Here is a 14186-nt window from a genome sequence, read left to right on the forward strand (position 1 = left end):
CCCCATCCCCGCGAAAGCGTGCGGCCCCGCGGCATCGCTCGACGTGGCGATCAAGCCGGCCGCTCACGGTTCGTGAAGCCTACCCGGACCCCCTCGACGGGCGTCCCATCTCGGGGGCCCGTTGACGCGGGCACGCGCGAGGTGCGTAGTCTCGCTCGACCCGCTTCGAGGGAGGCGCCCCATGGCCCAGCCGCACACGCTGCCCCGGAACCGGTTCGTCGAGTTCGCGCTCCCCATCGCCGTCGCGCTCCTCATCGGCGCGAGCCTCGTGCTGCTGCTCGGCGCGTTCGGCGCGTGACGACCGGCCGCGCGGCCCGGGCGCTCACCGCCGCGTCGCGCGAGGAGACCCGACATGCGGCACGCTCCGCGTCCCGCGCTCCACGCGGTGCCGGCCGGCGCGCGCGATTCCGTCCCGGCGCGCGCGACCGCGCTCGCCCTCGCCGCCCGCGTCCTCGGCCGGGTCGCGCTCGTCTTCGCGATCGTCCTGGGCGCGATGGTCGCGCTCGCGCTCACGCTGCTGCTGCTCACGATCGCGTCGCCACTCGCGGCGGTGCTCCTCGCCTGGATCGTCTTCCGCACGGAGCGCGACGCCCGGTCGACCCTCGCGCGCCTTCGCGCGCGGTGGGGCCGCGCGGCCCAGGTGATCGCCGGCGGCGTCGCCACCGGCCGCTGAGGACGACGCCCGCGGGCCGGTCCTCCCGGGGCACCCGTCGCGCGGGGTGCTCACGACTTCATCACCGTTGGAGATCTCGTCGATCCGGGCGCTCCGCGCGCTTTTCCTGCGGCGGGCCTCGGGATCTCGCGCGCGGTCCCGATCCGCACCGTCGAGGAACTCGCCGGCGCGCGCGCGAGGAGGCGAGGCGCCATTCGGCCGCGCCGCGCATCCGCTGGACCTGACGTGGCTTCCCGCCTCCGCGCCCGCGCCTCGACGCTGGCCCCCCGCTTGCGAGGTGAGGGATCGGGCGCCGCTTCCTGGGCTCGCCGGCTTCGACTCTCCATCGGCGGCCGCCGCCGCTCCCGTCGGAGCGGGGGAGGTGAATCATGACGCAGACCTCGGAGAGGCCGCTCGGCGGGACCATGCTCACCCGCGGCGGCAAGTTCGTCCTCTTCCTCGCCGCGCTCGGCTTCGCGTTCGTCGCCGTGCGGCTCGTCACCGGCCTCGGCGCCGTCACCGCGCTGAACGACGGCTACCCCTGGGGCCTCTGGAAACCCCTCAACGTGGTGACCTTCACCGGCGTGGGCGCCGGCGCGCTCGGGCTCGCCCTCGTCACCTACGTCGCGAACCGCGGCCGCCATCACCCGCTCGTCCGGTCCGCGGTCCTCACCGGCGCCATCGCGTACACGCTCGCCGGCTTCTCGGTCCTCGTCGATCTCGGGCGGTGGTGGACGGTCTGGGCGCTCTTCGTCCCGCCGTGGTGGAACCTCTCGAGCGTGCTCCTCGAGGTCGCGCTCTGCGTGATGGCGTACTGCGCGGTGCTCTGGATCGAGGTCGTGCCCGCGCTCCTCGAGCGGTGGCAGGCGCGGCCCGCCGGCGCGCTCCGCCGGATCGCCGACCGGGCGCTGCCCTTCTTCCGCGCGGCGTTCCCGTTCGTGGTGGCGCTCGCGATCGTCCTGCCCTTCATGCACCAGTCGTCGCTCGGGTCGCTGTTCCTCGCCACGCCGACGAAGCTCCACCCGCTCTGGTACTCGGGCTGGCTCCCCGCGCTCTTCCTCGACTCGTGCCTGGTGATGGGCTTCGGCGCGGTGATCGTCGTCGACACGCTCACGCACCTCGCGTACCGGCGGACGCGCGACACGCGGCTCCTCGCGACGCTGTCGGTCGTCCTGGCAGCGCTCGCGCTCGTCTTCGTGGCGCTCCGGCTCGCCGACGTCGCCGCCTCGGGCGCGATCGTCAGCGTGCGCGGCTGGCGCGGCGTGCTCTTCCTCGTGGAGATGGGCCTCTTCGCGTACCCGGCGATCCGGCTCCTCGGCCGGCGCTACCGGGAGGACGAGGGCCGGCTGTTCTGGGCGGCCGAGCTCGCGGTGCTGGGCGGCGCGCTCTACCGGTTCGACACGTACCTCGCCGCCTTCACGCCCGGCGCGGGCTGGACCTACTTCCCGTCGGTGGGCGAGCTGCTCTTCTCGGTGGGGCTCGGCGCGGCGGGCGTGGCGATGTACGTGGCCGTGGCGCGGGCGCTGCCGATCCTGAGCGGCGTCCGCGGCGCGCCGATCACGGCGCCGCCGCCAGGATCCGCGGTGCGCGTCTCGGCCTGAAGGCGCCGGCAGCTCGCCGGCGCCTGCGGAGGACCTCGCGCGATCGAGCGAGGAAAAGGACCCCGGACCGGCATCGCCCGTCCGGGGTACCCCCATTTTTGCGCATCAGGCAATCCGCTGAAACAACAGAGGAACGCAATCATTGCACGCGTAGATTGCGTCGGTTGACGCGCGTCAATGAAGTCACCGAAGGCCCCGGAGCGACAATCCCGCACACTCGACGCGGGGATCCTGCACCCGCGAAAGAGGAGGCGCGATGCCCTGCCCGGCAGCGGATCCCTCCGGCGTCTCACGACGCGGCTTCCTCAAGGTCTGCACGACCGCCGCCGCGGCGGTCGGCCTGCCGGCCTGGGCCGGCGAGCGCATGGCCGAGAACGTGGCGCGCGGCAAGAAGCCGTCGGTCATCTGGCTCCACTTCCAGGAGTGCACCGGATGCACCGAGTCGCTCCTGCGGACGAGCCACCCGGACGTCGGCGCGCTCGTGCTCGACCTCGTCTCGCTCGACTACCACGAGACGCTGTTCGCCGCGGCGGGCGCGCAGATCGAGGCCGCCCTCGAGCAGGCGATGTCGGCCGGGGACGGCAAGTACGTCTGCATCATCGAGGGCGCGATCCCCGTCGCGGAGGACGGCGCCTACTGCCGGATCGGCGGCAAGACCGCCCTCGAGATCGTGCGCACGGTGGCCGGGCGCGCGGGCGCGGTGATCGCCATCGGCTCGTGCGCCTCGTGGGGCGGGATCCCCTCGGCCGCCCCGAACCCGACCGGCGCGCGCGGCGCGCCGGAGGTGCTCCCGGGGAAGACGGTCGTGACGCTCCCCGGCTGCCCGGCGAACCCCTACAACCTCCTCGGCACGGTGCTGCAGTACGCGACGTTCGGCACGCTCCCCGCGCTCGACGCGAAGGGCCGCCCGAAGCTCGCCTACGCGCGCGTCATCCACGAGGACTGCCCGCGCCGGCCGCACTTCGACGCCGGACGGTTCGCCCAGTCGTTCGGCGACGAGGGCCACCGGCAGGGGTGGTGCCTCTACAAGCTCGGCTGCAAGGGGCCGCAGACGCACGCGAGCTGCGCCATCCAGCCGTTCTGCGAGGTCCCCGGCGCGTGGCCCATCGGCATCGGGCACCCGTGCGTCGGCTGCACCGAGCAGGAGATCGCGTTCAAGATCCCGCTCCACACCACGATCCCCATCGAGAGGCCGACCGGGCCGATGGCCTATCCCGGCACCGCGCCCGCGCGCGGCGAGGTGAGCGCGGTCGCGGCCGGTGTCGCGGGCCTGGCCGTCGGCGCGCTGCTCGCCGGCGGCTTCGTCGCCTCCCGGCAGCTCTCCGCCCGCGCCGACGCCGAGCGGAAGGAGGACGCACCGTGACGGCCGTGACCCGCCGGACGGCGCTCCGGACCGCCGCCGCCGGCGCGGCGCTCGCCGCGGCCCCCTCCGCCGCGGAGGCGCGGGGCCGGCCGGCGGCGGACGACGACCTCGGCCTCCTCTTCGACGGGACCCGCTGCGTCGGCTGTCGCGCCTGCACCGTGAAGTGCCGCGAGGCGAACGGGCGCGCGCCGGACGTGAAGGTCGTGGACGGCGTGGCGTACGACGCGCCGCTCGATCTCGGCCCGCAGACGCTCACGGTCATCAAGCGCTGGACCGAGGGCGACCGCGAGGGCTTCGTGAAGGCGCAGTGCATGCACTGCGCCGACCCCGCCTGCGTCTCGGTGTGCATGTTGGGCGCGCTGCACAAGGAGCCGCGCGGCGTCGTCGGCTACGACGTCTCGCGGTGCGTCGGCTGCCGCTACTGCCAGGTGGCGTGTCCCTTCAACGTGCCGCGGTTCGAGTGGTCGTCGGCGACGCCGCGGATCACGAAGTGCGAGCTCTGCCGGCACCGCTACGCGGAAGGGAAGGGCGCGGCCTGCGCGGAGGCGTGCCCGCGCGACGCGGTCCGCTTCGGCCGCCGCGCCGACCTGCTCGCCGAGGCGCGGCGCCGGCTCGCCGCCGCGCCCGAGGCGTACTACCAGAAGATCTACGGCGAGCGGGACGGCGGAGGCACGGGCGTCCTCGTCCTCTCGGCGGTGCCGTTCGAGACCCTCGGGCTCCCGCTCCTCGGCAAGGAGCCGGTCCCGGCGCTCGGCGAGCGGATCCAGCACGGCATCTACCAGGGCTTCGTCGCGCCGGTGGCGCTCTTCGGCGCGCTCGCGTTCGTCACGTGGCGGAACCGCGGCACGTCGCACGTGGAGGAGGAGCGATGACCAGCCAGGCGCGGCCGGTGGGCGGACCCCTGCTCACCCCGACGTTCAAGACGATGCTGTTCCTCTGGGCCGCGGCGACCGGCGTCGGCGTGGTCCGCTTCACCCACGGGCTCGGCGCGGTCACCGCCATGAGCGACGGGTATCCGTGGGGGCTCTGGATCGCCTTCGACGTGGTCGTCGGGACCGGGCTCGCGAGCGGCGGCTACGCCATCGCGCTCCTCGTCTTCGTGTTCAACCGCGGCCACTACCACCCGCTCGTGCGCCCCGCGCTCCTCACGAGCCTGCTCGGCTACGCGGTCGCGGGCGTGGCGGTGTTCTTCGACGTGGGCCGGTACTGGGGCCTCGCGAAGGTCCCGTTCATGTTCTGGAGCTGGAACGGGACCTCGGTCCTCCTCGAGGTCGCGCTCTGCATGATGATCTACGTCGCGGTGCTGGCGATCGAGCTCGCGCCGGCGCTCCTCGAGCGGTGGGACGCGGACGGGCGCGGACGGCGCGCGGAGGTGGCGCGGCGCTGGCTGCCGCGGCTCCGGCGCGCGCTGCCGATCGTGATCGCGCTCGGCCTCGTGCTCCCGACCATGCACCAGTCGAGCCTCGGGGCGCTGCTCCTCGTCGCCGGGACGAAGCTGCACCCGCTCTGGCACACCGGCGCGCTGCCGCTCCTGTTCCTCCTCACCGCGTTCTCCATGGGGTACGCGGTGCTGTACTTCGAGTCGATCTTCTCGAGCGTCGCCTTCGGGCGGCCGCTCGAGACGAGGCTGCTCGGGAAGCTCGGCGCGTTCGTCGGCGGGACGATCCTCGCCTTCCTCGCCGTCCGCCTCGCGGCGCTCATCGGCGCGGACCGCGCAGGCCTCGCGTTCACCTCCGGCACGCGATCGTTCTTCTTCTGGGCGGAGACGCTGCTGTTCCTCGCCGCCGCGGTGCTCTTCCTGCAGCAGTGGGTCCACGCGCGCGCCTCGACGCAGCTCCAGGCCGCGCTCCTCGCCCTCGCCGCCGGCGCGCTCTACCGGATCGACGCCTTCCTCGTCGCGTTCGATCCGGGCGCGGGCTGGCGGTACTTCCCGTCGCTCGGCGAGATCGTCATCACGCTCGGGTTCGTCGCGACCGAGACGATGGCCTACCTCGTCGTCGTGCGGCGGTTCCCCATCCTGGCCGGCGTGTCGGCCCCGGCGCGCGCGGTCGCGCCGGCGCCGCTCTCGCAGGGGGCGGTGTCATGACCCAGCGCATCACGATCGATCCGGTCACCCGGATCGAGGGGCACCTCCGCATCGACCTCGAGGTCGACGGCGGCGTCGTCCGGAAGGCCTGGTCGAGCGGGACGATGTGGCGGGGGATCGAGCTCATCCTCAAGGGCCGGGACCCGCGCGACGCGTGGGTCTTCACCCAGCGCATCTGCGGCGTCTGCACGACCGTGCACGCCATCGCGTCGGTGCGGGCCGTCGAGAACGCGCTCGGCCTCGCCATCCCGACGAACGCGCAGCTCATCCGGAACCTGATCGTCGCGGCGCACGCGCTGCACGATCACGTGGTGCACTTCTATCACCTGTCCGCGCTCGACTGGGTCGACGTGACGAAGGTGCTCGGCGCGGATCCGGCGGCGGCCTCGAAGCTCGGCGAGTCGCTCTCGGAGTGGCCGGGGAACTCGACCCGCGCCCTCGCGGCGGTGAAGGAGCGGGTCGCCGGGTTCGTGAAGGCGGGCCAGCTCGGGATCTTCACGAACGGCTACTGGGGCCACCCGGCGATGCGCCTCTCGCCGGAGGTGAACCTGCTCGCCGTCGCCCACTACCTCCAGGCGCTCGACGTCCAGCGGAAGGCGAACCAGGCGGTCGCGATCCTCGGCGGGAAGACGCCCAACATCCAGAACCTCGCGGTGGGCGGCGTCGCGAACGCCATCGACCTCGACAGCGCCTCGGCCCTCAACATGGAGAAGCTGTACCAGGTGAAGGAGATCCTGGACGAGGTGGCGGCGTTCGTTCACCAGGTCTACGTGCCGGACGTCTGCGCGATCGCCGGCATGTATCCCGAGTGGCTGCGCCACGGCGCGGGCGTGACGAGCTACCTCGCGGTGCCGGACCTCCCCACCGACGCCGCGGCGACCGCGTTCGACCTCCCGGGCGGCGTCATCGTGGACGGCGACCTCGCGAAGGCGCGGCCGATCAGCTCGTTCGCCGACCCGACGTTCCGGGACGGCGTCACCGAGTCCATCGCTCGCGCGTTCTACCAGGGCGACTGGACCCGCGGGCCCTTCGCGGAGGAGACGGTGCCGAAGGTCGGCCCGTGGGATCCCGACGGCAAGTACTCGTGGGTGAAGGCACCGCGGTTCGAGGGGCGGCCGATGCAGGTCGGGCCGCTCGCGCAGGTGCTGGTCGGCTACGCCACCGGCCACGCGCGGATCCGGGCCTGGGCGGACCGTTGCCTCGCGCTCGCCGGGGCCGTCGCGAAGACCACGCTCTCGCCGGCGGTGCTCCACTCCACCCTCGGGCGGCACGCGGCGCGGGCGATCCGCGCCGCCGTGATCGCCGAGGCGGCCCAGAAGCACTGGAAGCTCCTCGCCGAGAACATCGGCAAGGGCGACACGAAGGTGTTCAACGCGCCCACGTTCCCGAAGGGAGAGATCCGCGGGTTCGGGGTCCACGAGGCGCCGCGCGGCACGCTCAGCCACTGGGTCGTGATCCGCGACGGCAAGATCGAGAACTACCAGGCGGTGGTGCCGTCGACCTGGAACGCCGGCCCGCGCGACGCGCAGGATCGGCCCGGGCCGTACGAGGCCTCGCTGGTCGGGAACCCCGTCGCGGATCCGAAGCTCCCGCTCGAGGCGCTCCGGACCATCCACTCCTTCGATCCCTGCCTCGCCTGTGCCGTGCACACCGTCGACGCCGAGGGGCGTGAGCTCGCCACCGTGCGAGCCGCGTAGCGTCGGAGCCGCGCGACCCTCCACACGCGCGGGTCCGGGGGCCTCCGCATTCCGCGGAGGCCTCATTTGTTGCGGGGCGTGCCGCCCCGCGAGGCACTGGGCGCGCTCGCCCGTCGAGGAGCGCCGCGGGCGCCGATTCTCGCAGGGCCACGTCCGCGTCCGGGAGCGACCTACTTCAGCCGGTGTCGGCCGGGAGCGAGGCCTTGCCCGGAGCGTATCTATCCATCCAGTCGTCCCCGAACACCCTCCGCGCCGAGATGATGTTGTGCGACCTGCAGGCGATCCGGACGTTCTCGACGGTCGACGCTCCGCCGAGCGCGACCGGCTCGATGTGATCGAATTCCAGCTGGTGGGTGGAGCCGCAGATCTCGCCGGAGGGCAGCCGGAACTGGCAGCGGCCGCCGTCCCGCTCCATCACCGCCCGCTTCACGTGCGCCGGGATGTGGTCGCACTTCGCCGGCCGCGGGGTCTTCCGTGGCTTCGCGACGAGGCCCTTCCGCTTCGCGGCCTTCTCGAGGAGGAGGTCGAGGCCAGCCTCGAGGAGCTCCTCCTCCGTTGCGCCTGGGCGCGCGTGGGAGAGTGCATCCTTTGCCGCCTGGAGCTTCTCGAGGAAGCGATCGGAGACGGTGAGGTGGAACCGGCGCAGGTCCGCGGTGAGAGGAACGACCTCGGCGGGCCTCGGCGTGGGGGCAGAAGCATCCACTTCACGCTTAGTGAGTTCGCCTGACGAACCGGACGTGCGGTTCCCCGCCGGCCCGGCTTCGAGCGGGAGAGTCGGAGTCGTGGAGGCGGGGCCGGCGGCGAACTCGGAGGTCCGCACCGGACAGACGATGGTCCGGGTCGGAGGCGCGGGGTGCGGCTGGAGTTCCGCGACGACCTCCATCGCCTCTCGCCGGGAGAGTCCGAAGAACCGGGGCAGCACGGTCTCCCAGTTCTGCGCGGTGACCACCCGGGCGGCCTCGACGATGGAGGTCAGGCACAGCCGACCCTCGCCGAGCGCGTCGCCCACCGCGGGCACCTGCTGGATCAGCTCCGCCGCGACCTTGCGGTACTGGGCCGCCGCCTTGGAGAGCCGAAGCTCGCGGTGGAGGTACGCGAAGAGCGAGGCGTGCCCGAGCGTCATCCACGCCCGGCGCCGGTCGAAGTCGGCGAGGGCGACGAGGAACGCGCCGAGGGCGGAGTGCTCGCAGCGGAGGAGGGAGGCGAGGTTCGCGGAGAGGGCGCGTGCGGTGTCCATGAAGAGCACTCTCGCACGCGTTTTCGACGCTTCGTGGAACGCGCGGGAACGGCCCGTTGACGCGCGGACGCGGAGGGGCGCCGCGCGGACCCTCGGCCATTTCCAGCGCAGCACGCCGGCGAACCAGCGCTCCAGCAGCGCCGTTCTCGCGTGAGCTCGAGCGCGAGCGGCGATTTTCGCCCGCCCTGCGTCAAGCGCAGAGTGAAGTTCCCGTTGGGTGCGGCCGAATTTCATCCGCGCTACGCCGGCAGCGGTGCGGAGGGGGTCCACTGAGGGTTCATCTGGCGAACCGGTGCCTTGTCGGTCCACGACTCGGCACACGGGCCCCTCGTCGCATCGTTCGAATCGAAGGCCTCTCCGCGGGGACGTTCCCCCGCGCGCGCGCCCCGCTGCTCGGCTACAGCTCCGGATGACCGGCGTTGCAGCACAGGCTTCTTGTGGGCCGATCCACACCGCGACGTCCCGTCCACGCGGCTCCGCCCCGGCCGTCCCCGTCTTCTCAGCCCCTTCCCCGCTCATCTGCCAGCCACGAAGGTCCCCGCGATCACTATCGCCGACGCGCCGACCCTCGCGGAGACATGTGATGAATCGTCAGGGCCGCGCCCCCGCCCCGGCTGCGCCGGGGCCCCACCCCTGCAGAGCGCGCGGGGCCCACCCCTGCTCCGCGGTGCCCGTGACCTCGCTCGCCTCGCTTCGCGAGGTTCGCGCGAGGTCCCCACCCCCTCGCACCGGTGCGCTAGGCTCGCCCCCCGTGAGGCCGCGCACCGTGCTCGCCGGAACCTTCCTCTTCGCAGCCCTGCTCCTCGCCGCGCTCTTCCTGCTCCAGCGGCGGCTCCTGTACTTCCCGGACCGGATGTCCGAGGACGACGCCGTCCGCGCGGCGAGCCACGCCGGCGCGGTCCCATGGCGCGACGACGCCGGGCGGCTCCGCGGCTGGCGCCTCGCACGGCCGCCGCGCGATCCGCGCGCGGTCGCGCTCGTGCTCCATGGGAACGCGGGCTCCGCGCTGGACCGGCTCCACTACGCGCGCGCCCTCTCCCCGCGCGGCGTCGACGTCGCGATCCTCGAGTACCCGGGCTACGGCGCGCGGCCCGGGGCGCCCGCGCTCGCCTCGCTCGAGGCGGCCGCGATCGAGGCGGTGGACGCGCTCGCGCGCGAGGGGCGGCCGGTGTGGCTCGTGGGCGAGAGCCTCGGGAGCGGCGTCGCCGGGCGGACCGCCGCCGCACGGCCGGACGCCGTCCGCGGCCTGGTCCTCGTGACCCCCTACGCGGATCTCGCCGCCGTCGCCCGCCTCCACTACCCCATCGTCCCGCCCTGGCTCCTCCGCGACCGCTTCCGTCCCGCGCGCGACCTCGCGGCCTTCCGCGGGCCGGCGGTGGTGCTCGTCGCCGGCGCCGACGAGGTGGTCGGCCCGGCGGAGGGGCGGCGGCTCTTCGCGGCGCTCCCCGGGCCGAAGCGGCTCGTCGAGCAGCCCGGCGCGACGCACAACGGGATCGACCTCGCCTCGCCCGCGCTGTGGGACGAGGTGGTCGCATTCCTCGACCACGGCGGCGGGTAGATGCCGCGCGGGCTCACCTCACCGCTCCTCCTCGCCGGTGTCGCCCTCGGCATCGCGATGGCGCTCGGCGGCGCCGGCGCGATCCGCGCGATCCACCGCACCGAGGCCCTCGTCCTCGGCGCGTCGCTCGCCGCCGGGCTCGCGGTGTTCGCCCGCGAGGCGCGCCGGCTCGCGCGCGCCGCGGGGCTCGGCGCCTGACGCGCGTCCCTCCGCGGCCCGCATCGAGGCCCGCGCCGCGGTGCGCGTCAGTACATGCCGCCCCCGCCCCCACTCCCGCCGCCGCCCGGCGCCGCGGGCCCGGGCCCGGCCGGTGCGCCGGTCTTGACCGTCACCGTCCCGGTGGGAGTGGCCATCGTGCTCGTGTGGACCCGGCAGTAGTACGGCACGACCGTGCCCTCGGGCGCGTTCGCCGGCAGCGTGAAGCTCTTCTCCGTCGTGAAGAGCCCCGTGTCGAACGAGACGCCCGCGACCCCGCCCGGCACGAAGGCGCCCGCACGATCCTCGCTCGTCACCGAGTGCGAGATCCCGTCCTGGTTCACGACGGTGACGGTCGCGCCCGGCGGCACGTCGAGGTTCACCGGCGAGAACGCCATCCCGAAGATGGTGATGTAGTAGCCGGGCGGCCGCGAGGTCGACGGCCTCGGGTTGCTCGACGAGCTCCCCCCACAGCCGGCCGAGACGCCCGCCGCGACGATCGCGGCGAGCGCGAGGCTTGTCTTGGTGCGCATGGTGCTCCCTTCCCGCGGGCGCGCCGCGAAGCAGCGAACACCCGCTGTCGTGCTAGACGCGCGACGGGCGCGACCGAGCGCCGCGAACATGCACGCGGACCCAAGGAGGGGGCATGGCGAGCACGCGTTCATCCTCGGCGCGGCCGAGGTCAGCGCGGCGCGCGTCCGACGAACACGACGTGACGGGCGCCGCTCCCGGGCCGGGCGGGGACCGCGACCGCCTCGGCGTCGAGGCCAGCTGCGCGCAGCCGCGCGAGGTAGCGCTCGTCGGGCCCAGCGGACCAGACCGCGACGACGCCGCCCGCCCGGAGGGCGCCGGCGCAGGCGGCGACGCCGGCGGGGCCGTAGAGCCGGTCGTTCGCGGCGTGCGCGAGGGCGGACGGCCCGTTGTCGACGTCGAGCAGGATCGCGTCGAGGCTCCGGCGCGTGACCGCGAGCCGCGCGACGACATCGCCGACCTCGAGCGACACGCGGCGATCGTCGAGCGGCCTGCCGGCGAGGTCGCCGAGGGCGCCGCGGCTCCACTCCGCGAGCGCGGGGACCAGCTCGACGACGGTCACCCGGCACGCCTCCGGCACGCGGTCGAGCGCCGCGCGCAGGGTGAAGCCCATCCCCAGCCCGCCGACGAGGACCGCGCGGGGATGCTCCACGCGGCCGAGCGCCGTCGCGGCGAGCGCCTCCTCGGAGCCGTGCTGGCGGCTCGTCATGAGCACGCGCCCCGCGGCCCGGATGGCCCACTCGCCGCCGCGGCGGGCGAGCACGAGCTCCGCGCCGTCCGGCGCCGTCGCGCGGTCGATCGTCTCCCACGGGATCACCTGCGGACTCTACCCGCGCTCGCCCCTTCGAGCACGAACGACGCGCACGCGACCGACGGCGCGCCGGAACCGGGTGCGACGAGGAGCACCCGGAACCGACGCTCGTGAACCCGGATCGACGTGATGTCCTCGATCGTCACCGGGCGGCGAGCCCGACCGCCTGAGGAGGAAGGTCCGAGGCGGCCTCTCCGAGCGGTGCCAGGCTGCCATCGGCCGCGACGGTGAACGCCTGGATGGCCTGGTGGTTCGGATCGATCACGTACAGGAACCGGTCACCCGCCGAGAGCGCCGTGTCGAGCGCCTTCCCTCCGGGGATCACCCCGGCCGTCCCGTCACGCAGCGTCAAGGTGCCGCGCGCGTCGACGAGGTAGCTCGAGACCGTGCCGCTGCCGGCGTTCGCCACGAAGACGCGCCGCCCGTCGCTCGTGGCGACGACCCAGCACGGCGCGCGCCCACCGTCCGAGACGGTGGCGCTCACCAGCTCCAGCTCGCCGCCCTCGAGATCGTACGACGAGACGCTGCCGCCGCCGGCCTCAGACACCGCGAGGATGTCGCGGCGCGTGAAGGCGAACCCGAAGGGCGTCGCGCCCGCGGAGGGCGACGGGCTCGGTCCGGCGGCTCGCCCATCCTCGCCCATGCGGTACAGGCTGATCGTCTGGCTTGCCTTCTCGGTCACCGCGAGGGTCCGACCCGAGGCGTCGAAGCCGATCTGCGCCGGACCCGTGCCCGCCGCGCTGAGCGGCAACACCGAACCCGGTACCGGCCGCAGCGCACCGTCCTCGTCGAGGCGCAACCCGGCGATGTTGCCGTCGCCGCCCGCATCGAGGACGTAGACGAGGCCGTCGTGCTCGGCGACGCTCACCGGGAGCGCGCCGCCCGAGGAGACACGGGACGTCTGGGTCAGCCGGGCGCCGTGGACCCGGAACACGGAGATCTCGTCGGAGCCGGCGTCGACGACGAGGAGGAAGCGCCCATCTCCGGTGAGCGTGACCGCGCCCTGGGAGCCGAGGACGCCCTCGCCACCTCCGGACCCCTTTCCGCCGGTGGGGAACGTCCCCTCGAGGTGGAGCGAGCCGTCGTCGGCGCGGCTGAAGGCGAGGACCGAGTTGGCGGTGGCGTCGTCCGAGATCGTGAACACGGCGCCAGCGGCCATCGCGTGCGTGGCGACGGCCGAGAAGAGCGCCGCTGCGACCAGCTTTGTATCCATGTCCGTCCATCTCCGTGCAAGAGGTTGCCTCGCATCAGTGCGCGGCGCGCGTCCGCCGTTACACGGCTCGACAAGCTCCCTCACGTCGCGACCCGGCCTCCGTCGATGGCCAGCGTCGCGCATCGACTCCGCGTCGGTCGTCGCGCTGAACCTCTGCGCTCGTGGACGTCTTTCCCTCTCACGAGGTGACGGCGACGGATTTCGAGTCGTCGCTCTGGATCGCCTATCCGCCCCGGTCGCAGCTTCCGCTCGAGGTCCGGGTGTTCGTCGATCACCTGCGCGAGATCTTCCGCGAAGGCCCGCCGTGGGAGCGCCGGCCGGGGAAGCACGACGTCTCGAGGTCGGGGGAGACCTGAACACGAGGTCGGCGGGACCGCCGAGTCGTGCCGGTCCGGCGGCGGCGAGGCACGTCGAGCCCGATCCTCGCGAGCACGCCGCCGGGGGTGCGGCGATGCGGGCGCGCCTCAGCACGGTTCCCCATGTGGGTCGCGTCCTCGAATCCGTAGGGCCGCGTGGCGCCCGCGCGATCAAGACGAGGGCACCGCTCTTGTCACCGGCCGTCCCGCCGGGACGGCCGGGAGGAGGCCGGATGAAGCCCACCGATCCCGGCGCGCACCCGCAGGCCGACGAGCGCGAGGACGGAGCCTGGCGGACGACCCGCCGCGAGTTCCTCGCCTACTCCGCCGTGGGCACGGGGGTCGCCGTCGGGCTGCCGGGCGGCGCGGCGGCCGCGCCCGCCGCATCCGAGCTGCGCGGCCCGGGCGAGGTCGCCATCACGCTCCGCGTGAACGGGGGGCGGCGGCGCGTCTCGGTGCTCCCATCCACCTCGCTCGCCGAGGCGCTCCGGGATCGGCTGGGGCTCACCGGCACGAAGGTGGGCTGCGATCGCGGCGCCTGCTCGGCGTGCACCGTCCTCCTCGACGGCATGCCCGTCTCGTCGTGCCTGACGTTCGCGCTCGACGTGGGCGATCGCGAGGTGACCACGATCGAGGGGCTCGCGCGCGGCGCGGCGCTCCACCCCGTCCAGGAGGCGTTCATCGCGCACGACGCGCTCCAGTGCGGGTTCTGCACGCCCGGGATGGTGATGAGCTGCGCCGCCCTGCTCGCGCACAACCCTTCCCCCACCCTCGACGACGTGAAGGCGGCGGTGGCGGGCAACGCCTGCCGCTGCGGCACTTACCCCAAGGTCTTCGAGGCGGTCCTCGCCGCCGCGGGCCAGGGGCTCACGCGGAAGTGAGGCGA

Annotated in this window: 14 protein-coding genes; 10 read left to right on the plus strand and 4 right to left on the minus strand. The window is 74.0% G+C overall.

The window, feature by feature from the left end; genetic code table 11:
* Positions 1 to 352 precede the first annotated feature (352 nt).
* The 6 genes from AMOR_RS10955 (at position 353) to AMOR_RS10980 (ending at position 7399) form a co-directional block, all read left to right on the plus strand.
* Positions 353 to 673, plus strand: a complete 321-nt coding sequence (locus AMOR_RS10955; protein ID WP_248360948.1) for a hypothetical protein — start codon at positions 353 to 355, stop codon at positions 671 to 673.
* 368 nt (positions 674 to 1041) lie between these two features.
* Positions 1042 to 2253: an NrfD/PsrC family molybdoenzyme membrane anchor subunit gene (nrfD, locus tag AMOR_RS10960; RefSeq protein ID WP_248360950.1), complete on the plus strand. Its 1212-nt coding sequence runs from the start codon at positions 1042 to 1044 to the stop codon at positions 2251 to 2253.
* Between the two features lie 256 nt (positions 2254 to 2509).
* Positions 2510 to 3616, plus strand: a complete 1107-nt coding sequence (locus AMOR_RS10965) for a hydrogenase small subunit (RefSeq protein ID WP_248360952.1) — start codon at positions 2510 to 2512, stop codon at positions 3614 to 3616.
* A complete protein-coding gene (gene hybA / locus AMOR_RS10970; RefSeq protein WP_248360954.1) occupies positions 3613 to 4488 on the plus strand; it encodes a hydrogenase 2 operon protein HybA in 876 nt (291 codons plus the stop codon). The genes AMOR_RS10965 and hybA overlap by 4 nt, the downstream gene beginning before the upstream one ends.
* Complete coding sequence (gene nrfD / locus AMOR_RS10975) at positions 4485 to 5702, plus strand: NrfD/PsrC family molybdoenzyme membrane anchor subunit (protein WP_248360955.1); 1218 nt, start codon at positions 4485 to 4487, stop codon at positions 5700 to 5702. The genes hybA and nrfD (AMOR_RS10975) overlap by 4 nt, the downstream gene beginning before the upstream one ends.
* The gene (locus tag AMOR_RS10980; protein WP_248360956.1) at positions 5699 to 7399 is read left to right on the plus strand and encodes a nickel-dependent hydrogenase large subunit; all 1701 of its coding nucleotides are present in this window, start codon (positions 5699 to 5701) and stop codon (positions 7397 to 7399) included. Before nrfD (AMOR_RS10975) ends, AMOR_RS10980 begins: the two co-directional genes overlap by 4 nt.
* Positions 7400 to 7574: 175 nt before the next feature.
* Here AMOR_RS10980 and AMOR_RS10985 read toward each other — a convergent pair whose 3' ends face one another.
* A complete protein-coding gene (locus AMOR_RS10985; RefSeq protein WP_248360957.1) occupies positions 7575 to 8636 on the minus strand; it encodes an HNH endonuclease in 1062 nt (353 codons plus the stop codon).
* Between the two features lie 751 nt (positions 8637 to 9387).
* Between AMOR_RS10985 and AMOR_RS10990 the strand changes: the two genes are divergently transcribed.
* Positions 9388 to 10194, plus strand: coding sequence for an alpha/beta hydrolase (locus AMOR_RS10990; RefSeq protein ID WP_248360958.1), 807 nt, complete (start codon positions 9388 to 9390; stop codon positions 10192 to 10194).
* Positions 10195 to 10392: a hypothetical protein gene (locus tag AMOR_RS10995; RefSeq protein ID WP_248360959.1), complete on the plus strand. Its 198-nt coding sequence runs from the start codon at positions 10195 to 10197 to the stop codon at positions 10390 to 10392. It begins immediately after the preceding gene.
* A 47-nt stretch (positions 10393 to 10439) separates the two neighbouring features.
* On the opposite strand, the gene AMOR_RS11000 is transcribed toward AMOR_RS10995, so the two are convergent.
* The 3 genes from AMOR_RS11000 to AMOR_RS11010 form a co-directional block, all read right to left on the minus strand.
* A complete protein-coding gene (locus tag AMOR_RS11000; protein ID WP_248360960.1) occupies positions 10440 to 10922 on the minus strand; it encodes a plastocyanin/azurin family copper-binding protein in 483 nt (160 codons plus the stop codon).
* 149 nt (positions 10923 to 11071) lie between these two features.
* Positions 11072 to 11737 carry a spermidine synthase gene (locus AMOR_RS11005; protein WP_248360962.1) on the minus strand — a complete coding sequence of 222 codons (666 nt, stop codon included), beginning with the start codon at positions 11735 to 11737 and terminating at the stop codon, positions 11072 to 11074.
* A gap of 136 nt (positions 11738 to 11873) precedes the next feature.
* Positions 11874 to 12944, minus strand: a complete 1071-nt coding sequence (locus AMOR_RS11010) for a lactonase family protein (RefSeq protein ID WP_248360964.1) — start codon at positions 12942 to 12944, stop codon at positions 11874 to 11876.
* A gap of 185 nt (positions 12945 to 13129) precedes the next feature.
* Between AMOR_RS11010 and AMOR_RS11015 the strand changes: the two genes are divergently transcribed.
* A complete protein-coding gene (locus AMOR_RS11015) occupies positions 13130 to 13300 on the plus strand; it encodes a hypothetical protein (RefSeq protein ID WP_248360966.1) in 171 nt (56 codons plus the stop codon).
* Positions 13301 to 13533: 233 nt separating this feature from the next.
* Positions 13534 to 14181, plus strand: coding sequence for a (2Fe-2S)-binding protein (locus tag AMOR_RS11020; protein WP_248360968.1), 648 nt, complete (start codon positions 13534 to 13536; stop codon positions 14179 to 14181).
* Positions 14182 to 14186: the final 5 nt, after the last annotated feature.

Source organism: Anaeromyxobacter oryzae (assembly GCF_023169945.1).
GTDB lineage: Bacteria > Myxococcota > Myxococcia > Myxococcales > Anaeromyxobacteraceae > Anaeromyxobacter > Anaeromyxobacter oryzae.

Bases quoted from the DNA above. Each gene is read 5' to 3' on its own strand.
- AMOR_RS10955 (WP_248360948.1), top strand. From the start codon at position 353: ATGCGGCACGCTCCGCGTCCCGCGCTCCACGCGGTGCCGGCCGGCGCG.
- nrfD (WP_248360950.1), top strand. From the start codon at position 1,042: ATGACGCAGACCTCGGAGAGGCCGCTCGGCGGGACCATGCTCACCCGC.
- AMOR_RS10965 (WP_248360952.1), top strand. From the start codon at position 2,510: ATGCCCTGCCCGGCAGCGGATCCCTCCGGCGTCTCACGACGCGGCTTC.
- nrfD (WP_248360955.1), top strand. From the start codon at position 4,485: ATGACCAGCCAGGCGCGGCCGGTGGGCGGACCCCTGCTCACCCCGACG.
- AMOR_RS10980 (WP_248360956.1), top strand. From the start codon at position 5,699: ATGACCCAGCGCATCACGATCGATCCGGTCACCCGGATCGAGGGGCAC.
- AMOR_RS10985 (WP_248360957.1), bottom strand. From the start codon at position 8,636: ATGGACACCGCACGCGCCCTCTCCGCGAACCTCGCCTCCCTCCTCCGC.
- AMOR_RS10995 (WP_248360959.1), top strand. From the start codon at position 10,195: ATGCCGCGCGGGCTCACCTCACCGCTCCTCCTCGCCGGTGTCGCCCTC.
- AMOR_RS11000 (WP_248360960.1), bottom strand. From the start codon at position 10,922: ATGCGCACCAAGACAAGCCTCGCGCTCGCCGCGATCGTCGCGGCGGGC.
- AMOR_RS11010 (WP_248360964.1), bottom strand. From the start codon at position 12,944: ATGGATACAAAGCTGGTCGCAGCGGCGCTCTTCTCGGCCGTCGCCACG.
- AMOR_RS11020 (WP_248360968.1), top strand. From the start codon at position 13,534: ATGAAGCCCACCGATCCCGGCGCGCACCCGCAGGCCGACGAGCGCGAG.